This is a genomic window from Kumtagia ephedrae (assembly GCF_003012745.1).
Lineage (GTDB): Bacteria > Pseudomonadota > Alphaproteobacteria > Rhizobiales > Rhizobiaceae > Kumtagia > Kumtagia ephedrae.
In genome coordinates this window covers 308,398-327,860 of record NZ_PXYK01000001.1, presented here as the reverse complement: position 1 = coordinate 327,860, position 19,463 = coordinate 308,398, and the positions used below count along the sequence as shown (strand labels likewise).

Genomic DNA, 19,463 nt, shown 5'->3' with positions numbered 1-19,463 from the left:
GCAAACGGCCCGGCTAACGGAGTGTTGCAATCCTGCCGCACGGGCTCGTCGGCTGTGCGGCTGCGGTCGGATTTCAGCAATCTGTCACATCGGCGCAGTCGGTCGCGGCTAGCGTCGCCGGCGAAAAGGGGTGGGGTCTACCGCATCATTTTTCAGTCACGGGACCGGCAGGGGGCGCCATCCCGCGGGCTTCACGTCCGGCCCTTTCATTAACGATATCCACTGGAGAAACGAAATGAACATCAAGAGCCTGCTTATCGGCTCTGTCGCGGCGCTTGCCGTGACCTCGGGGGCGCGCGCCGCCGACGCGGTCGTCGTCGCCGAGCCCGAGCCCATGGAATATGTGCGCATCTGCGACGTGTACGGCTCCGGCTTCTTCTACATGCCCGGCACCGAGACCTGCCTGAAGATCAGCGGTTATCTCCGCGTCGATATTCGCGGCGGCGACTATTTTGCCCGCGTCAGCAATGCCGGCGAGGAAACCTACCGCAATCGCGTCCGCTTCCAGCTGCGTACCGATGCTCGCACCGAGACCGAGCTCGGCACGCTGCGCTCCTATGCGGCGATCAACTTCCAGTACCAGGCCAGCGGTTCGGCCAGGTTCGATGGTGACGGCCGTCGGCTCTCGGATTACGACAACGAAGACTACCTCGACATCGAGCACGCCTATATCGAGCTGGGCGGCTTCCGCATTGGCAAGACGGACTCCTACTTCTCGACCTTCACCGACTATTCGTCGGGCGTGATGAACGACGGCATCGTGCCCTACGGTCCGTTCGATACGTTGCAGATGGCTTACACCTACACCGGCGCGAACGGGTTCTCCGCCGGTATCGCTCTCGAGCAGGGGGACGAGGACGAGGCCGTCAACTACACGCTGCCTGGCTTTCCGGTAGCGCCGGGCGTTGGCGCTGGCATCACCGAAGACTACGCGCCGTATGTGGTCGGCGGCGTCTCGCTGAAGCAGGGCTGGGGCAAGATCGGCGTGGTCGCCGGCTATGATAGCTGGGAAGACGAAGTCGCCGTCAAGGGCCGCCTGGATGTCAACATCACCGAGACCGCATCGGTCTTCGTGATGGGCGCATGGGATTCCGCTGGCGACGAGATATCCGTCAACGGCGCTGGCGTCATCGTTGACAATGGAAGCAACTTCTACGCTCCTTGGGGTGGCGACTGGGCCATCTGGGGCGGCACGCAGGTCAAGTTCAACGAAAAGACGACCTTCAACGCCGAAGTCGGCTATGACGACTTCGAGAACTTCTCGGTCGCGGCCAACGTCCGCTACGAACTGGTGCCGGGCTTCCAGATCACGCCGGAAATCGTCTACGTGGACAATTTCCGTGACGACGCTCCCGAAGATTCCGACAAGTGGGGCGTAAACGTCCGCTTCCAGCGCACGTTCTGATCCATCCACGACTTCTTGAGGTTGTATGAGGGAGCCCGGCGAGTGATCGCCGGGCTCCCTTTTTTGCGTTGGCTGCCTCGGGACGGGCCTCGCCATACCGCGACGGTGCCGGCGTCGCCTTGCTGGGGTCCCCCCTTGCGGGGGCTTATCACCGCACCCCGGCTGGTCTTCTTCATTATCAATCATGCTGCTCCGCGCGGCTTGGCGCTTGAACGGGAGGGCGGGCGCATGCTGGGGGCGGGGCACATTATTGACCTGCCCATATAACTTATGTAGATGAAGGTAAGCTTTATTACTTTTAGCTTACTTAAGAATCGGGCATGGCGAGGAGAGGGCCATAGCACTGTCCGATATTTGATGCCGCGACAGAGGTGGCCTCAGGGAGGAGGCGGAGGGGGAAATCATTCCGGCTTGAACGGCGGAACGGCGCGGGGCGGCGCTGTCCCGCGTCGATATTGCTCGCCCTGATTTTACTTGTTTTTCAATGGAGATGGGAATGAATGCTAAGAGTCTACTCTTGGGCTCGGCCGCGGCCCTTGTCGCGGTCTCTGGTGCCCGCGCGGCCGATGCCGTGGTCGTCGCCGAGCCGGAGCCGATGGAATATGTGCGCGTCTGCGACGTGTACGGCACCGGCTTCTTCTACATGCCCGGCACCGAGACCTGCCTGAAGGTCAGCGGCTATATTCGTGTCGACATCCGCGGCGGCGACGCGTTCGAATTCATCTCGAATGCCGGCGAGGAGACCTACAACAACCGCGCCCGCTTCCAGCTGCGCATCGATGCCCGGACGGAAACCGAGCTCGGCACGCTGCGGTCCTACGCGCAGATCAACTTCAACTATCAGGCGCTCTACACGACCACCGTCGTCGGCTTCGATCCCGACACCGGCGAGGCGATCACCAGCACCTCCTACGACAACAACGACTTCTTTGCCATCGAGCATGCCTATATCGAGCTCGGCGGCTTCCGCGTCGGCAAGACGGACTCCTACTTCTCGACGTTCACGGACTACGCGTCGGGCGTGCTGAACGACGGCCTGGTCCCCTATGGTCCGTTGCAGACGTTGCAGATCGCCTACACCTACACGGGTGCCAATGGCTTCTCGGCCGGCATCGCCCTCGAGCAGGGCGACGAAGGCGGAGTCGGCGGCGGCATCACGGAAGACTACGCACCCTATGTCGTCGGCGGCGTGTCGCTGAAGCAGGGCTGGGGCAAGATCGGCGTCGTCGCCGGCTACGACAGCTGGGAGGACGCGGTGGCGGTCAAGGGCCGCCTCGACCTCACCATCACCGAGACCGCCTCGGTCTTCGTGATGGGCGCGTGGGATTCGGCCGACGAGGGCGGCCGCAATTTCTACGCCCCCTGGGGCGGCAAATGGGCCATCTGGGGCGGCACGGCGGTCAAGTTCACCGACAAGGCGACCTTCAACGCCGAAGTCGGCTATGACGACTTCGAGAACCTCTCGGTGGCGGCGAACGTCCGCTACGAACTGGTCCCCGGTTTGGCCGTGACGCCCGAGATCATCTACAGGGACAATTTCGACCTGGACGACGCCGACGCGTGGGGCGCGCACCTGCGCTTCCAGCGCAACTTCTGATCTCCCGGCGGCGGCTGCACGAAACGACCCGGCGAGAAATCGCCGGGTCACTGTCGCCTGGTGTGTGCCGGACCGCGGGCAAGAGGGCGCAAAAAACAAGGCGCTTGAGCCGGTTGCGCCATACCCATAAGAAGGATGGAAAGCCGCCGGGGAGAAGCCGCCTTTGTTCAAGAAGATCCTGATCGCCAACCGCGGCGAGATCGCCTGCCGGGTTATCAGGACGGCGAAAAGGATGGGCATCGCCACGGTCGCCGTCTATTCGGATGCCGATCGCGACGCGCTGCATGTCGAGATGGCCGACGAGGCCGTGCACATCGGCCCGGCGCCGGCGGCGCAGAGCTATCTGCTCGCTGGCAATATCGTTGAAGGATGCAAGGCCACGGGCGCCGAGGCCGTGCATCCCGGCTACGGCTTCCTGTCGGAACGCGCCTCCTTCTGCGCCGCGCTCGAGACGCAGGGCATCGTCTTCATAGGTCCGAAGCCAAAAGCCATCGAGGCGATGGGCGACAAGATCGAATCGAAGAAATTCGCCAACGCGGCGAAGGTCTCCACCGTACCCGGCTTCCTCGGCATCATCGAGGATGCCGACCACGCCGAAAAGATCGCCGGCGAGATCGGCTATCCCGTGATGATCAAGGCGTCGGCCGGCGGCGGCGGCAAGGGCATGCGCATCGCCTGGTCGAAGGACGAGGTGCGCGACGGTTTCGAGCGCGCCCGCTCGGAGGCGAAGAGCTCCTTCGGCGACGACCGGGTCTTCATCGAGAAATTCGTCGTCGAGCCGCGGCATATCGAGATCCAGGTGCTGGCAGACGGCCATGGCAACGCGATCTATCTCGGTGAGCGCGAATGCTCGATCCAGCGCCGCAACCAGAAGGTCGTGGAGGAGGCGCCGTCGCCCTTCCTCGACGAGAAAACGCGCAAGGCGATGGGCGAGCAGGCGGTGGCGCTTGCGAAAGCCGTCGAATACCAGAGCGCCGGCACGGTCGAGTTCATCGTCGACCGCGACAGGAAGTTCTTCTTCCTCGAGATGAACACGCGCCTGCAGGTCGAGCATCCGGTGACGGAGCTCGTCACCGGCATCGACCTGGTCGAGCAGATGATCCGCGTCGCCGCCGGAGAGAAGCTTTCGATCCGCCAGCAGGACGTGAAGCTGAGGGGCTGGGCGGTGGAGAGCAGGCTCTATGCCGAGGACCCCTATCGCAATTTTCTTCCCTCGGTCGGTCGGCTTACGCGCTACCGGCCGCCGGCGGAAGGCCGGACCGGCGACATCGTCGTGCGCAACGACACCGGCGTCACGGAAGGCTCCGAGATCTCGATGTTCTACGATCCGATGATCGCAAAACTGTGCACCTGGGCGCCGGATCGCTTGGCCGCGATCGATGCCATGTCGGCGGCGCTGGACGAGTTCGTCGTCGACGGCATCGAGCACAACATCCCGTTCCTGGCCGCGCTGATGCGCCATCCGCGCTGGCGGGAAGGGCGGCTGTCCACCGGCTTCATCGCGGAGGAATATCCGGACGGCTTTGCTCCGGTGTCGCCGAGCGCGGAGGAGAAGGCGGTGCTCGCAGCGATCGCGACCGCAGTGGAACTGCTGCGCCGCGACCGCCTAGACAGGCTTGGCGGCCGGCTCGCGCCGCATTCCGGTGCGCTGAAGCCGGACTGGGTGGTGAAGCTGGGCGCCGACTATCTGCCGGTGCATCTGGGCGAAGGCATGGTGTCCGTGCCGATGGAGCTCGACGTGGCGGTCGCGGAGGGCAAGCCGATGACGGTGGCGTCGGACTGGCGGCCCGGCGAGCCGGTCTGGCGCGGCACTGTCGGCGGCCGCGCGGTTGCCGCGCAGCTCCGCCCGGTCGACAACGGCGTGCGCATCGCCTGGCAGGGCATGTCGGTCGCCGCAAGGGTGATGCTGCCGCGCACGGCCGAGCTCGAGCGGCTGATGCCGGTGAAACTGCCGCCGGACACCTCGAAATTCCTGCTTTGCCCGATGCCCGGGCTGGTCGTGTCGCTCGCCGTCGGCGAGGGCCAGGAGGTCAAGGCCGGCGAGACGCTGGCCGTGGTCGAGGCGATGAAGATGGAGAACGTGCTGCGCGCCGAGCGCGATGTTACCGTCTCGAAGATCAACGCCAGGCCGGGCGACAGCCTTGCCGTCGACGCGGTGATCATGGAGTTCGCGTGAGCGGCATCGGCAGGCTCGCGCCGCGGCCAACTGCGGTCTAGAATAGCCGGCATCATTCCTGTATAGAGCCGCCTTCCCGACAAGGCGGGAGCGCCGGGCATTCCCGCCCTGTGCGCGACGATTGGGTGCGACGATGACGAAATGGTCCCCGAACTCCTGGCGCGGCAAGCCCATCAGCCAAGTGCCGGCCTTTCCGGACGCCGCGGCGCTCGCCGAGACCGAGGCCCGTCTCGCCACCTTTCCGCCGCTGGTTTTTGCAGGTGAGGCGCGCAAGCTGAAGAAGCAGCTTGCGACCGTCGCTGCCGGTGACGCATTCCTCCTCCAGGGCGGCGACTGCGCCGAAAGCTTCGCCGAGCATGGCGCCGACAATATTCGCGACTTCTTCCGCGTGTTCCTGCAGATGGCGGTGGTGCTCACCTTCGCCGGCGCCCAGCCGGTGGTGAAGATCGGCCGCATCGCCGGCCAGTTCGCCAAGCCGCGCTCCTCCGACAACGAGACGATCGGCGGCGTGACGCTGCCCAGCTATCGCGGCGACATCATCAACGGCACCGGCTTCGACGAGAAGTCGCGCCTGCCCGATCCGGCGCGCCAGGAGATGGCTTACCGCCAGTCGGCGGCGACGCTGAACCTGCTGCGCGCCTTCGCCCAGGGCGGCTATGCCAGCCTGGAGAATGTACACCGCTGGATGCTCGGCTTCGTCTCCGACAGCCCGCAGGGCGAGCGCTACGAGGCGCTGGCCAACCGCATCACCGAGACCATGGATTTCATGCGGGCGGTCGGCATCACCTCGGAGACGAATTTCGCGCTGCGCGAGACCGACTTCTACACCAGCCACGAGGCGCTGCTGCTCGGCTACGAGGAGGCGCTGACCCGCGTCGATTCGACCTCCGGCGACTGGTACGCCACCTCCGGCCACATGATCTGGATCGGCGACCGCACCCGCCAGCCGGATCATGCCCATATCGAGTACTGCCGCGGCGTGAAGAACCCGCTCGGGCTGAAATGCGGCCCGTCTTTGACTCCGGACGGGCTGCTGCAGCTCATCGACCTGCTCAACCCGGAGAACGAGCCGGGCCGGCTGACGCTGATCGCCCGCTTCGGCGCCGACAAGGTGGGCGAGCACCTGCCGAAGCTGCTGCGCGCCGTGAAGCGGGAAGGGCGCAGCGTGGTGTGGTCGTCCGACCCCATGCACGGCAACACCATCACCGCCGCCGGCTACAAGACACGGCCGTTCGACCGCATCCTGAAGGAGGTGCAGACCTTCTTCGACGTGCACCGCGCCGAGGGCACGCATCCCGGCGGCATCCATGTCGAGATGACCGGCAAGAACGTCACCGAATGCACCGGCGGCGCCCGCGCCATCACCGCCGAGGACCTGCAGGACCGCTACCACACGCATTGCGATCCGCGCCTCAACGCCGACCAGGCGATCGAACTGGCCTTCCTCGTCTCCGAACTGCTCAAGAAGAGCGCCGGCGAGACCGAGCGAAAGGTCGTCAACGGCTGACGGAGCCAGGAACGGGCTGCACGCCGCCCGTTCCAATCCCTCCACGTCTTCGGCATGGAACCGATCGTCGGCTTGTTCTACAAGAACGGGAGACGATTGACGGCGGTTCGCGCCGCGATTGGCCGGCAGCGGCCGTTCGTTGCGTTGCTGGCGTGCCGGCGCGGACGAAGTCGCCGGCGGCCCTGGAGCGTGGAACGGGTGAGAGGCACCGGAAAATCGCTGGAGGAAGCACGCGGCTTCTACGCCAAGCAGATGGCGGCCGCCAGCCGTTCCGCCGATCCGCGGCTGGAGCGCGTGTTCGCCATGGTGCCGCGCGAGGCCTTTCTGCCGCCGCCGCCCTGGCACGTCCTGATCAACGACCACATCGTCGAGACCCCCGGCTCCGATCCGTCCTATCTCTACCAGAATTCGCTGATCGTGCTCGACGCCCGAAAAGGCATCAACAATGGCGAGCCGTTCCTGCACGCCGGATGGATCGGTGCGGTGGCGCCGCAGCCGGGCGAGCATGTCGTCCATATCGGCACTGGCATGGGGTATTACACTGCGATCCTGTCGATGCTGGTCCTCGATGGCGGCTCCGTTACGGCTTATGAGATCGATGTGTGGCTGGCCGCTGCCGCGGCCCGCAATCTTGAGCCTTTCGACAATGTGACGGTGGTGAATGCCGACGCGGTCGCGGCCAGGCTCCCGGCCGCCGACGTCATCTATGTGAATGCCGGCGTGGTGGCGCCGCCGGCCTCCTGGCTGCAGGCGCTGAAACCCGGCGGACGCCTCGTCTTTCCTTGGCGCCCCGCCCGCGACATCGGCATCGCCATGCTGGTTACCCGCCTGGCGGCGGGTTTTTCCGCGCAGCCGCTGTCGCGCGCCTGGTTCATTCCCTGCGTCGGCGCCTCGGAGGATGCCCGCACCATCCGCCGGCCCGGCTACAGGTCGGCCTGGAAGACGCGGGCGATCGTGCTGGACGTGGAGCGTGAGCCGGACGACAGCGCCGTCGCCGTCTATTCCGGCCTATGGTTTTCCTCGCAGCCTCCCGCCTGATCGCAGCGCCATGACCCCGAGCCTTGTTCCCCTGGACATTCTCCTTGTCGCGATCGGCGGCGCCATCGGCGCCTCGGCGCGGCATGTCGTCAACATCGTTTCCGCAAGGCTGTTCGGCATCGGCTTTCCTTGGGGCACGCTTGCGGTCAATGTGGTCGGCTGCTTCGCCATGGGCGTGCTCATCGAGGTGCTGGCGCGCCGCTTCAACGCCTCTAACGAGCTGCGCCTGTTCATCGCCACCGGCATCCTCGGCGGCTTCACCACCTTCTCCGCCTTCTCGCTGGATTTCGCCGTGCTGTGGGAGCGCGGTGCGGCCGCGGCCGCGGTCGGCTACGTGCTGGCGAGCGTCATCGGGTCGCTGGCCAGCGTGTTTCTCGGCCTGTGGCTCGCAAGAAGCATCGCATGATGCTATGGCGCCCGTTCGCAAGGAACGGTGGCCGGCATGGCAGGCGTGGAACAGATCAAGGTCGAGGCGGGCGAGGCGGGCATGCGGCTCGACCGCTGGTTCAAGGCGCATTTTCCCGGGCTCGGTTTCGGCCACCTGCAGAAACTGCTGCGCTCGGGCCAGGTGCGCGTCGACGGGGCCCGCGCCAAGTCTGACACCCGCGTCGAGCCCGGCCAGACGGTGCGCGTGCCGCCGCTCGCCGTCGACCGTAAGGGCGGCGCGCCGCTGACGCAGCGCGGCCTGCGCGGCATCGACGACGCCGAGGCGCTCGCCCGCATGACCCTCTACGAGGACGAGAAAGTGTTCGTCTTCGACAAGCCGTCCGGACTTGCCGTGCAGGGCGGCTCGGGCGTCACCCGCAGCGTCGATTCCATGCTCGAGGCCTTGCGCAACAAGAAGGGCGAGAAGCCGCGGCTGGTGCACAGGCTCGACCGCGACACGTCGGGCGCGCTGGTCGTCGCCCGCACCAGGCTGGCGGCCATGAAGCTGGCGGAAGCGTTTCGCGGCCGCGACGCCCAGAAGACCTACTGGGCGCTGGTGAAGGGTGTGCCGAAGAATCGCGAGGACAAGATCTCGACCTGGATCGTCAGGGAGCAGACGCCGGACGGCGACCGCATGCGCGTGGCGCGGCACGGCGAGGACGGCGCCGACCACGCGGTCTCCTACTACCGCGTCGTCGAGCAGGCCGGCCAGACCCTGGCCTGGCTGGAGATGGAGCCGCATACCGGGCGCACGCACCAGCTGCGCGTGCACACCGCCCATATCGGCCATCCGATCATCGGCGATCCCAAATATTTCGAGGCCGACACCAACTGGGACTTTCCGGGCGGCATCCAGAACCGCCTGCATCTGCACGCCCGCCGCATCGTCATCCCGCATCCGGGCGGGGGAAAGATCGACGTGACGGCGCCGCTGCCGCCGCACATGCGGCAGAGCTGGGGCCTGCTCGGCTTCGACGAGGCGAGCGCCGGGGAGGAGTGACCAAGATGGCTTCGATTATCAGTGTATTTCTTGGCTGGCTGCCGCTGATCGTCATACTCCTCATTATCTTCATCGTCTTGCGCCGCTATGCCGCGCGGGCCGACGAGATGGCGGAAGTCTGCCGAAAAAATACCGAGGCGATAAAGGCCAACACCGAAGTGCTGAAAGCAGTCCTCGCAAACCTCGAAAAACGACCAAAGTGACTTATGTTGCCACAACACTAAACCGCCGCGAAGCGATAGACACGGCGGCCGTGGTCATCATGATCGGCCTGACCTTTTCCTGGGGGCTGAACAGCGTCGCCGCGAAACTGGCCAATGTCGGCTACAACCCCGTGCTGGTCACGGTGCTGCGCTCGGCGATCGCCGGCGTGCTGGTGTTCGGCTGGTGCCGCTGGCGCGGCATTGCACTCTTCCAGCGCGACGGCACGCTGCTGCCGGGCATCGTTGCCGGCATGCTGTTCGGCGGCGAATTCCTGCTGATCTTCCACAGCCTGGATTTCACCAGCGTCGCGCGCAACACGCTGATGGTCAACACCATGCCGTTCTGGGTGCTGCTCGGCGCGCACTTCCTGCTCGGCGAGCACATGTCGGTGCGGAAATGGCTCGGCCTGCTGCTTGCCTTTGCCGGCGTCGCGCTGGTGTTTTCCGACAAGCTCAGCCTGACCGGGCCGCATGCGCTGTGGGGCGACGTCATGGGCCTGGGCGCCGGGATCCTGTGGGCCGCCACGACCCTCGTCATCAAGTCGACCAGGCTCGCGCATGCCGGCGCCGAAAAGCTGCTGCTCTACCAGCTGGCCGTTTCGGCCGTGCTCATCGCACCCCTGTTGGTCTTGGCCGGGCCATTGACGCGCGACCTTTCCGCGCTCGCCACCGGCGCGCTGCTGTTCCAGGCGATCTTCGTCGTCGCCTTCACCTATGTTGTCTGGTTCTGGGTGATGCGGCGCTATCCGGCCGCCGGCCTTTCCAGCTTCGCCTTCCTGACGCCGGTATTCGCCGTGCTGCTCGGTGGCATGCTTTTGGGCGAGCCGCTGTCGATCCGCATCTTCCTGGCGCTCGGGCTGATCGCCGCCGGCCTCGTCCTCGTCAACCGGTCGGCGCGGGGCCGGCAATGACCAGGCTCGTGCTCTTCGATTGCGACGGCACGCTCGTCGACAGCGCGGCAATCATCCATGGCTGCATGGAGCGCACCTTTGTCGAAGCCGGCCTTGCGCTGCCCGAGCTCGCCTCGACCAAGAGCGTGATCGGCCTCAGCCTGCATCTGGCGATCGCCCGCATGATCGGCCGCGAACCCGATCCGGCGACCGACGTGCTCGTCGAGCGCTACAAGCATCATTTTTCCGCCATGCGCGGCGAGCCCGGATTCCTCGAGCCGCTTTATCCCGGCGTCGCGGCGCTGCTTGCCGACCTCGCCGGCCGCGACGACGTGCTGGTCGGCATGGTGACCGGCAAGTCGCGGCGCGGCGTGCAGGCGGTATTCGCCACCCACGGCTTCGCCGAAACCTTCCTGGTGGTGCGCACCGCCGACGACTGCCCCTCGAAACCGCATCCGGCGATGGTGCTGGAGTGCTGCGCCTTCGCCGGCGTCGATCCGGACTCGACCTTCGTGGTCGGCGACGCCATCTATGACATGCAGATGGCCCGCGCGGCGGGCGCCCGCGCGATCGGCGTGGCCTGGGGCTACCATGACGCGCCGGCGCTCTTCGCGGCCGGCGCCGAATGCGTGCTGGCAAGCCCGGCCGGGCTGATGCCGCTGCTTGCCTGAACAGGATTTGTCTCATGCGCGATCTTCTGAACGACCTCGATGCCGGCCGGTATCTCTCCGATCCCGACCCCGTCCGCCGGGCGCAAATCCAGATGAGGACGCCGCTGCCGAAGCGCTTCTACAAGGCGGTTTCCGTGGAACCCGGCGAGAGGGGGCATGTGGTCAGGCTCGACGGCAAGCCGGCGCGCACGCCGGCCCGCACCCGGCTCGAACTGCCGAGCGAACGGGCCGCACGACTGGTCGCAGACGAGTTCGATGCGCAGAGCGATACCATCGACCCGGTGACCATGCCGGTGATGCGGCTTGCCAACACGGCCATCGACGGCGTAGCGCACGAAGCCGATGCCGTGCTGGAGGACATCTTGCGTTTCGCCTCCTCCGACCTGCTGTGCTACCGCGCCGATGCTCCGGAAGCATTGGTGACGCGGCAGAACGAGGCATGGGACGGCGTGCTCGACTGGGCGCGCGACGCGCTCGGCGCGCGCCTGAACCTGGCGGAAGGGGTCATGCATATCGAGCAGCCGCGCGAGGCGATTGCCGCGCTGGCGATCCATCTGAGGCAGCGGGCGGAGCCGTTCCGGCTGGCGGCGCTGCACCTGATGACGTCGCTGACCGGGTCGGCGCTGCTGGCGCTCGCCGTCGAGGCGGGCGAGCGCGATGTCGAGACGGCCTGGACGGCCGCCCATGTCGATGAGGACTGGCAGGCGGAGCACTGGGGCCAGGACGCGGAGGCCATGGCCCGGCGGGCGCACCGCAAGCGCGACATGCTGGCGGCGGCGACGCTGATCGCGGCGCTGGACGGCTGATCAAAGCCTGAGCATCCGGAACATAAATCTCGAGAAGTCGCAGACTTTTCGGATGGAGATCTGCTTCAAAGCAGGGAGATAGAGCGGAATTTCGATCGCATTCCGCTCTGGAGCCGGAGTTCAGTGCCTGCGGTCGTGGGCCGCTTCGTCTATGGCCGCGTCGTGATACCAGGCGGTTTCGCCGGCGACGTCGAGCGTGCGCAGGGAGGCAAGCTCTGCCGCAAATTTGTCCTTGTTGCTCAAAATTGCAGCAGATGCGCGTCCACGCATCGGAAACGGCAAGATCTTGGCTGTCTGTCGTTCAGGGCTCGCATTCATGGCCGGGGTTCCCTTTCCTGTGGACCGGTAAGGAGTCGCCTGTCCAGCAATGTAGGTTCTGCGAGTCGTTTAGGCAATATGCCTAAATCATTATCATATTTGACTATTTTTTAGGCTTGCTATGGCCTTTGCTCGATCGTCCGGCATTGCTGTGCTGCGGCAATTCGGCCTTGCCCGGGTTTGCAAAGCGATCGCGCCGGACGTGGCACGCGCCTTGCTTTCTGTCTTCCGGCAGATCGGCCGCTGGTGGTCGAGAACGCATCGGGAGCGCCTTGCGTTCCGCTAAACTAGAGAGGTTAGAATGACGAAGTACAAGCTCGAGTACATCTGGCTGGACGGCTACACCCCTGTTCCCAATCTGCGTGGCAAGACCCAGATCAAGGAGTTCGCGGAGTTCCCGACGCTCGAGCAGCTGCCGCTGTGGGGCTTCGACGGAAGCTCGACCATGCAGGCGGAAGGCCACAGCTCCGACTGCGTGCTGAAGCCTGTCGCGCTCTATCCCGATCCGGCCCGCACCAACGGCGTGCTGGTCATGTGCGAGGTCATGATGCCGGACGGCGTCACCCCGCACGCTTCCAACAGCCGGGCCACCATCCTCGACGACGAGGACGCATGGTTCGGCTTCGAGCAGGAGTACTTCTTCTACAAGGACGGCCGTCCGCTCGGCTTCCCCGAGCAGGGCTATCCCGCCCCGCAGGGGCCGTATTACACCGGCGTCGGCTACAAGAACGTCGGCGACGTCGCCCGCCAGCTCGTCGAGGAGCATCTCGACCTCTGCCTCGCCGCCGGCATCAACCACGAGGGCATCAACGCCGAGGTCGCCAAGGGCCAGTGGGAGTTCCAGATTTTCGGAAAGGGCTCGAAGAGGGCCGCCGACCAGATCTGGATGGCGCGCTACCTGCTGCTGCGCCTGTGCGAGAAGCACGGCATCGACATCGAGTTCCACTGCAAGCCGCTCGGCGACACCGACTGGAACGGCTCGGGCATGCACTGCAACTTCTCGACCGCCTATATGCGCGAAGTCGGCGGCAAGGCCTATTTCGAGGCGCTCATGGCCGCCTTCGACAAGAACCTGCTGGATCACATCGCCGTCTACGGCCCGGACAACGACAAGCGCCTGACCGGCAAGCACGAGACCGCCCCGTGGAACAAGTTCTCCTACGGCGTGGCCGACCGCGGCGCCTCGATCCGCGTCCCGCACTCCTTCGTCAAGAACGACTACAAGGGTTACCTCGAGGATCGCCGCCCGAACTCGCAGGGCGACCCCTACCAGATCGCCAGCCAGGTGCTGAAGACGATCGCCGAGGTTCCGACCGACGCCGCCAAGAAGGCAGCGGCGTAAACCATCGTCCTTCAGGACACCCAAAAGCCCCGGCGGGAAACCGCCGGGGCTTTTTGCCGTCCGGTCGGCAATGTCCCGGCGCGTCGCGGCGATTGCGATGAGGAAAGCGTCAGTTCACCGCCTGAAAGCGGAACTCGCCATCGTTCAGGAAGCAGCCCTTGTCGAACAGTTTCAGGTCCAGCGGGTTCGGCAGCCGGACATCCCGAAGATCCGGCAACGGCCTGCTGGCCGGGTCGTACGACCGGTCGATCTGCGAGATGAAGACGATGATCAGTCCCTTGTCCCGGGCAAAGGCCTTGAGCGCGCGAACCTGAACGGCCAGGTCCGGGTTTTCGCGCCTCTGGTCGAGCAGTTGCAGGTAGTCCACGACCGCCAGCGTGCCGCGCGGCGCCGTTCCGAGCCTTTCGATCATATGGTCCGCGCTGATGGCGTCGGAGCCGTCGAAAGTGAACAGGCCGTCGAACCGTGGCCATTCAACCCCGATCGCGCGGAAGCAGTCCTGGACGTCCTTCTCGGTGTATTCGAGGCTGAAGAACACGCTTCGATGGCCCGATCTCATGGCTTCCACAGCCAATTCCAGGCCCATCAGGGTCTTGCCGTGTCCCGGCCGCGCTGCGAGCAGCACGAGATCGCCCGGCGCCAGGCCGCCGAAAAGTTTCCCCGCCGGCGAAGCCGCGGCCATTTTCGCCACGAGCAGGCTCCACGCGTCGAAACCTTCGGCCCTGGCGGTGCGGTCGAGAGCCTGGTGGAGCGGAATGTTTTCGTCGCGGGCCAGACGCTTCGATTTTCGCTTGAGCTGGTGGACGGGCGCGGAAAGCTTCATCGAAAAAGAACCTCCTATTGCGGGCAAATTTTCGCAATCCCTCCTTATGCGGCTGCCCGAACAGTCGGTTCGGCGACGGAAATGGCCCCGCATTAACTGTGCTTTCCCGGCGGAGGGGGGAGGCGTGGGCTGCGCCAGAACCGGATCATAGCGCGATTCGGCAGGCCGGACACTGCCGGTCGTTCGGGCGCCCCGTCCCGTTCAGGATCCGGCGCCGAAGGTCTGGTAGAGCCATATGGCGATGTCGCTTTCGAGCGGAAAGGACAGCATGCCCATGACCGAATAGCCGAGCAGCCATGGCATGAGGTAGAAGCGTATCATGAAGAAGAACCAGGCCACGTAGAGCGGCACCAGCGGCTCGACCAGGAAGCTTGGCGTGATCGGCCGGAAGGCTGCCAGCAGCGGGTTGGTTGCCTGGACGAAGAAGCGCATGAAGAAGAAGCTGGAATTCTCCGGCAGGAACAGGCCCATCGCCGTGCGGCCGATCAGCGTCCACATGGCCAGGCCCAGCACGTAGTCGACGACGATCACCCACAGCGGGTGCATGAAGATGAGATGTTCCGAACCTTGCACGCCTTTGCCCCCCAAGGAAAAGGGGCAGGAGAGCATCCTGCCCCTTCGCCGTCCTTCTAGAACATGATCCCGGGAAGCGGAAAGCCCGCTTCCCGGTGATGCCTTTGCAATCAGTGCCCCGCGGCGAGAATGGTCCTTCCGCTCGGCACGCGGACCTCGTCCACCATCTCCTGGATCTCCTTGCTCGGCTCGCGCGTCGCCAGGCTGACGACGACCATGCAGATCAGGCTGACCGGCATGCCGATGATACCGAAGCGGATGTCGTCGATGCCCATCCAGGGATCGATGATCTTGTTGAAGACCAGGTAGAGATAGAGCGACCCGGCGACGAAGCCGCCGATCATGCCGGCGATCGCTCCAGGGGCATTCGCGCGCTTCCACCAGACGCCCAGCACCAGCGGGAAGAACAGGCCGGAACAGGCGAAGTCGAAGGCCCAGGCCACCGCCCCCAGGATTCCGGTCAGTTGCAGCGAGGCGATGAGTGCCGCCGCCACCCCGATGAAGAGCAGCAGGATACGGGCGACGGTGAGGCGCCGCCGCGTGTCGGCCTGCGGGTCGATCATCTTGTAGTAGAGGTCATGGCTGAGCGCGTTGGCGATGGCCAGCAGCAGGCCGTCCGCCGTCGACATGGCGGCCGCCAGGCCGCCGGCGGCGACGAGACCGGAGATGACGTAGGGCAGGCCGGCGATTTCCGGCGTAGCCAGCACGACGATGTCCGGCCGCATGAAGAACTCGTTCAGCTGGACGATGCCGTCGCCGTTCTGATCCTGCACGGCCAGCATGCCGACCGAACTCCAATGCTTCACCCATTCCAGGTTCGACACGTCGGCGAACGCCTTGCCGATGACCGAGGTCGCCAGAGTGGGATCGAGCAGTTGCAGCTTCGTCAGCGTGGCAAGCGCCGGCGCCGAGAAGTAGAGCAGGAAGATGAAGAACAGCGACCAGGCGACCGAGCGGCGGGCCGAACGGACCGACGGGGTGGTGAAGTACCGCATCAGGATGTGGGGAAGAGAGGCCGTGCCGGCCATCATGCAGATGGCGAGCGAGACCATGGCCCAGCCCTTGCCTTCCGGGGCATTCATCGGGGTGGTGAGAACCGAGACGCCCGGGATCGGCTGGGCGGCGGGATTGAGGCCGTATTGCGCCTCGAGTTCGGCGATGCGGTTGAGGGCTTCGCCGTAGGAGAAATGCGGGATGATGCCGAAATCCTGGCGGTTCGACATCCAGATGATCGGCACCAGATAGGCGATGATGAGCACGATGTACTGCGCCACCTGGGTCCAGGTGACGCCCCGCATGCCCCCCAGCATCGAGCAGATGAAGATGCCGATGAGCCCGAGCCAGACGCCGACCTCGAAGGGCACGCCGAGCGTCTGGGCGGCGATCGTTCCGGTGGCGTTGATCTGCGCCGTCACGTAGGTGAAGGACGCCACCACCAAAATGATCACGGCGCAGAGCCGGGCGGTGTTGCCGCCGTAGCGGGTGCCGACGAAGTCCGGCACGGTGTAGCAGCCGAACTTGCGGAGGTAGGGCGCCAGCAGCGAATTGACGAGCACATAGCCGCCCGTCCAGCCGATGATGTAGCCCAGATAGGGATAGCCGCCGAAATAGACGCCGCCGGCCATCGCCACGAAGGACGCGCCGGACATCCAGTCCGCTGCCGTGGCCATGCCGTTGTAGAGCGCCGGAACCTCGCGGCCGGCGACGTAATAGGCGTCGACCTCCGCCGTTCGCGACAGCCAGCCGATCACCGCGTAGATGGCGATGGTGAAGAGCAGAAAGCCGATGCCGATCACCTGGGCGCTGGCGCCCATGCTCTCGAGAAGAGCCATAAGGAAGAAGAAAACCACAAAGCCCAGCGTATAGAGCGCGTAGACCTTGCCCAGATTGTCGAGGAAGCGCCCTCTGCGCCCCTCCTGAGTTGTCGTCGTCATTGTCTCCCCCCTAGTCGCCGAGGCCAAATTCGTCGTCGATCTGATCCTGCCTCCAGTTCTGGCCCCAGATCAGCACGAGAAACGCAATGAGAGACCCTTGGACGCACATGTAAAAGCCCAGCGGAAAGCCCAGGAATGTGAACGCGTTGAGTGCACTTGCGAAATACGGGATGATGATCGCGAAAATCGCCCACAGGATCAGAACGATCGTGTTGAGATTGCGCGTCTTCTCCCAATGCCGTTGCCTGGCATCGGAGTCGTTGCTGGCCATTTCTTCCTCCCCTCGTCTCGTCGACGGACGGATTCGTCCGTCGGCAACGAGCGCTCCAAGACGGAATCGCCCACTTGCATGATTGCAGACCGGCGCCTATCGCGAAATAATCCGATCGTAGTATGCCCGGAGGCGGCGGTGCGGGGCGGCGGGAAGTGATGAAACGCGTTATCGAGCGGTTCTCGGAAGCATCGGGCTGGCTGGTCGAGACGGCATCAAGGCTGTCGGTCCGGCGTGATTCGGCGCCTGTCGACAGTGTCGAGCGCCTGTTCGACTTCGTTGCCACCCGTTCGGCCCTGATCACCCAGAAGAAGCTCTACGGCTATCTCAAGGAGCGCATCGGTATCCGCTACCCCGAGATGTTCGAGGACGAAGTCTTCGCGCGATCGATCGACATCGCGCGGATGCAGGTGTTCGCCGCTTCGCTAGCGGACCTGACCGTTCATGCCGTCGCGCAGGTCGCGGCAGGTGGCCGACTGCCGGCCGACGGCCGCAGTGAGCTGGCGATCGCGTGCTACGACCATGGGGTGGCGGTCAACGAGGGTCAGGCACCCGACCCGGGAGCGCCCGAGGCGTGGCGTGCGGCCTTCGCCGAGCGGCTGTCGCGGACAGCCTGGGAAAACATCGCAGCAGGTGCCAGCGCATTCACCGAAAGCCCGAAGGCGCTGATCCGCTGGGCGCCGATCGCCGACGAGCACAAGCGCTTCGACCGCGAGGTCGTCGAGAATTCCATCCGCTTCGCCTGGAACGAGGTGATCCAGGATTTTCGCAACCGGCTGGATGCGGCAGGTGTCGCGGCTTCGTGGCGGGCGCGAAACAACCGGTCGTCGAGCCAGGCCTGACCGCCTTTTCGGCGCGTGCTGCCCGCCAGCTCGATCTCGATGCGGCACGGTGCCCGTCGTCCAAGCCGCGGCGGTCGCCTGCGCCATCGCAAGCATCCTTCCCGCCTCAAAAGGAAAAACCCCGGCGTCACCGCCGGGGTTTTTCGTCCAAGCCCATCGCCCCGAAAGGGCTCAGACCGAATAATACATGTCGAACTCGACCGGGTGCGGGGTCATCTCGAAGCGCATGACCTCGGCCATCTTCAATTCGATGTAGGCGTCGATCTGGTCGTCGTCGAAGACGCCGCCGGCCTTGAGGAAGCCGCGGTCCTTGTCGAGGTTCTGCAGCGCCTCGCGCAGGCTGCCGCAGACGGTCGGGATCTTCTTCAGCTCCTTCGGCGGCAGGTCGTAGAGATCCTTGTCCATCGGCTGGCCGGGATGGATCTTGTTCTTGATGCCGTCGATGCCGGCCATCAGCAGCGCCGCGAAGCCGAGATAGGGGTTGGCGCCCGGATCGGGGAAGCGGATCTCGACGCGCTTCGCCTTCGGCGACGAGCCGAACGGGATGCGGCAGGAGGCCGAGCGGTTGCGCGCCGAATAGGCGAGCAGCACCGGCGCCTCATAGCCCGGCACCAGCCGCTTGTAGGAATTGGTCAGCGGGTTGGTGAAGGCGTTGATGGCCTTGGCGTGCTTGATGATGCCGCCGATATAGTAGAGGCAGGTTTCGGACAGGCCCGCATATTCGTTGCCGGCGAAGGTCGGCTTGCCTTCCTTCCAGATCGACATGTGGACGTGCATGCCCGAGCCGTTGTCGCCGAACACCGGCTTCGGCATGAAGGTCGCCGTCTTGCCATAGGCGTTGGCGACCTGGTGCACGACATATTTGTAGAGCAGCATCTTGTCGGCGTTGCGCACCAGCGCGTCGAACTTGACGCCGAGTTCGTGCTGGGCGGCGGCGACCTCGTGGTGATGCTTCTCGACGCGCACGCCCATCTGGGCGAGCACCGTCAGCATCTCGGAGCGCATGTCCTGGCAGGAATCGATCGGCGGCACGGGGAAATAGCCGCCCTTGACGCGCGGCCGGTGGCCTAGGTTGCCGGTCTCGTAGTCGGTGTCGTCATTCGACGGTAGCTCGGAGGAGTCCAGCTTGAAGCCGGTGTTGTACGGGTCGGCCTTGTACTTGACGTCGTCGAAGACGAAGAACTCGGCCTCGGGACCGACATAGATGGTGTCGCCGATGCCTTCGGCCTTCATGTAGGCCTCCGCCTTCTTGGCGGTGCCGCGCGGGTCGCGGTTGTAGGCCTCGCCGGAGACCGGATCGAGGATGTCGCACAGCACGACCATCGTCGACTGGGCGAAGAACGGGTCCATGTGGACGGTGTCGGTGTCGGGCATCAGCACCATGTCGGACTCGTTGATGGCCTTCCAGCCGGCGATCGAGGAGCCGTCGAACATCACGCCGTCGGCGAACATGTCCTCGTCGACCTCCGCGACATCCATGGTCACGTGCTGAAGCTTGCCCTTCGGATCGGTGAAGCGCAGGTCGACGAATTTCACGTCGTTGTCCTTGATCTGCTTCATGATGTCTTTGGCTGTCGTCATGTGGCGTTTTCCCTGATTGACGTTTTTGTAAAGAGATTCGATTTCGAAAAGTCCGCCGGC

General features: G+C 65.0%; 19 protein-coding genes. 13 read left to right on the top strand and 6 right to left on the bottom strand.

The genetic code is table 11. The annotated features are described in order from the left end of the window. Window positions 1–235: 235 nt before the first annotated feature. The 11 genes from C7I84_RS01650 (at window position 236) to C7I84_RS01600 (ending at window position 11,719) form a co-directional block, all read left to right on the top strand. On the top strand, window positions 236–1,405 hold the full coding sequence (locus tag C7I84_RS01650) for a porin (RefSeq protein ID WP_106770390.1): 1,170 nt from the start codon (window positions 236–238) through the stop codon (window positions 1,403–1,405). A gap of 496 nt (window positions 1,406–1,901) precedes the next feature. Beyond that, window positions 1,902–3,002: a porin gene (locus C7I84_RS01645; protein ID WP_106770389.1), complete on the top strand. Its 1,101-nt coding sequence runs from the start codon at window positions 1,902–1,904 to the stop codon at window positions 3,000–3,002. Between the two features lie 163 nt (window positions 3,003–3,165). After that, on the top strand, window positions 3,166–5,178 hold the full coding sequence (locus C7I84_RS01640) for an acetyl-CoA carboxylase biotin carboxylase subunit (protein WP_106770388.1): 2,013 nt from the start codon (window positions 3,166–3,168) through the stop codon (window positions 5,176–5,178). Between the two features lie 133 nt (window positions 5,179–5,311). Next, window positions 5,312–6,685 carry a class II 3-deoxy-7-phosphoheptulonate synthase gene (locus C7I84_RS01635; protein WP_106770387.1) on the top strand — a complete coding sequence of 458 codons (1,374 nt, stop codon included), beginning with the start codon at window positions 5,312–5,314 and terminating at the stop codon, window positions 6,683–6,685. Between the two features lie 189 nt (window positions 6,686–6,874). Beyond that, entirely contained in the window at window positions 6,875–7,723 is an 849-nt protein-coding gene (locus C7I84_RS01630; RefSeq protein ID WP_245428277.1) for a protein-L-isoaspartate O-methyltransferase family protein, read from the top strand. Window positions 7,724–7,733: 10 nt separating this feature from the next. Next, window positions 7,734–8,129 carry a fluoride efflux transporter CrcB gene (gene crcB / locus C7I84_RS01625; protein WP_106770386.1) on the top strand — a complete coding sequence of 132 codons (396 nt, stop codon included), beginning with the start codon at window positions 7,734–7,736 and terminating at the stop codon, window positions 8,127–8,129. A 36-nt stretch (window positions 8,130–8,165) separates the two neighbouring features. Then, a complete protein-coding gene (locus C7I84_RS01620; protein WP_106770385.1) occupies window positions 8,166–9,149 on the top strand; it encodes an RluA family pseudouridine synthase in 984 nt (327 codons plus the stop codon). A 5-nt stretch (window positions 9,150–9,154) separates the two neighbouring features. After that, window positions 9,155–9,352 carry a hypothetical protein gene (locus C7I84_RS01615; RefSeq protein WP_133170045.1) on the top strand — a complete coding sequence of 66 codons (198 nt, stop codon included), beginning with the start codon at window positions 9,155–9,157 and terminating at the stop codon, window positions 9,350–9,352. Beyond that, complete coding sequence (locus C7I84_RS01610) at window positions 9,349–10,263, top strand: DMT family transporter (protein ID WP_425351285.1); 915 nt, start codon at window positions 9,349–9,351, stop codon at window positions 10,261–10,263. Before C7I84_RS01615 ends, C7I84_RS01610 begins: the two co-directional genes overlap by 4 nt. Further along, window positions 10,260–10,913: an HAD-IA family hydrolase gene (locus C7I84_RS01605; protein WP_106770383.1), complete on the top strand. Its 654-nt coding sequence runs from the start codon at window positions 10,260–10,262 to the stop codon at window positions 10,911–10,913. The genes C7I84_RS01610 and C7I84_RS01605 overlap by 4 nt, the downstream gene beginning before the upstream one ends. 14 nt (window positions 10,914–10,927) lie before the next feature. Further along, entirely contained in the window at window positions 10,928–11,719 is a 792-nt protein-coding gene (locus tag C7I84_RS01600; protein ID WP_106770382.1) for an ATP12 family chaperone protein, read from the top strand. 120 nt (window positions 11,720–11,839) lie between these two features. Here the strand turns inward: C7I84_RS01600 and C7I84_RS01595 are convergent, their stop codons facing one another. Next, window positions 11,840–12,037: a DUF2735 domain-containing protein gene (locus C7I84_RS01595; protein WP_106770381.1), complete on the bottom strand. Its 198-nt coding sequence runs from the start codon at window positions 12,035–12,037 to the stop codon at window positions 11,840–11,842. A 301-nt stretch (window positions 12,038–12,338) separates the two neighbouring features. Between C7I84_RS01595 and C7I84_RS01590 the strand changes: the two genes are divergently transcribed. Beyond that, window positions 12,339–13,379 (top strand): glutamine synthetase beta-grasp domain-containing protein, encoded by a 1,041-nt coding sequence (locus tag C7I84_RS01590; RefSeq protein ID WP_106770380.1) that lies wholly within the window; start codon window positions 12,339–12,341, stop codon window positions 13,377–13,379. Window positions 13,380–13,488: 109 nt separating this feature from the next. Here C7I84_RS01590 and C7I84_RS01585 read toward each other — a convergent pair whose 3' ends face one another. The 4 genes from C7I84_RS01585 to C7I84_RS01570 all read right to left on the bottom strand — a co-directional run bounded on the left by C7I84_RS01585 (window position 13,489) and on the right by C7I84_RS01570 (window position 16,980). Further along, complete coding sequence (locus C7I84_RS01585; RefSeq protein ID WP_106770379.1) at window positions 13,489–14,202, bottom strand: DNA helicase; 714 nt, start codon at window positions 14,200–14,202, stop codon at window positions 13,489–13,491. A gap of 201 nt (window positions 14,203–14,403) precedes the next feature. Next, window positions 14,404–14,775 carry a hypothetical protein gene (locus C7I84_RS01580; RefSeq protein ID WP_245428276.1) on the bottom strand — a complete coding sequence of 124 codons (372 nt, stop codon included), beginning with the start codon at window positions 14,773–14,775 and terminating at the stop codon, window positions 14,404–14,406. 110 nt (window positions 14,776–14,885) lie between these two features. Next, complete coding sequence (locus C7I84_RS01575) at window positions 14,886–16,709, bottom strand: sodium:solute symporter family protein (protein ID WP_106770378.1); 1,824 nt, start codon at window positions 16,707–16,709, stop codon at window positions 14,886–14,888. A gap of 10 nt (window positions 16,710–16,719) precedes the next feature. Continuing rightward, the gene (locus tag C7I84_RS01570) at window positions 16,720–16,980 is read right to left on the bottom strand and encodes a DUF4212 domain-containing protein (protein ID WP_106770377.1); all 261 of its coding nucleotides are present in this window, start codon (window positions 16,978–16,980) and stop codon (window positions 16,720–16,722) included. A 158-nt stretch (window positions 16,981–17,138) separates the two neighbouring features. Here C7I84_RS01570 and C7I84_RS01565 point away from each other — a divergent pair, with 158 nt between their 5' ends. Further along, entirely contained in the window at window positions 17,139–17,822 is a 684-nt protein-coding gene (locus C7I84_RS01565; protein ID WP_106770376.1) for a hypothetical protein, read from the top strand. 171 nt (window positions 17,823–17,993) lie between these two features. On the opposite strand, the gene glnA is transcribed toward C7I84_RS01565, so the two are convergent. Beyond that, window positions 17,994–19,403, bottom strand: a complete 1,410-nt coding sequence (gene glnA, locus C7I84_RS01560; protein WP_106770375.1) for a type I glutamate--ammonia ligase — start codon at window positions 19,401–19,403, stop codon at window positions 17,994–17,996. Window positions 19,404–19,463 lie beyond the last annotated feature (60 nt).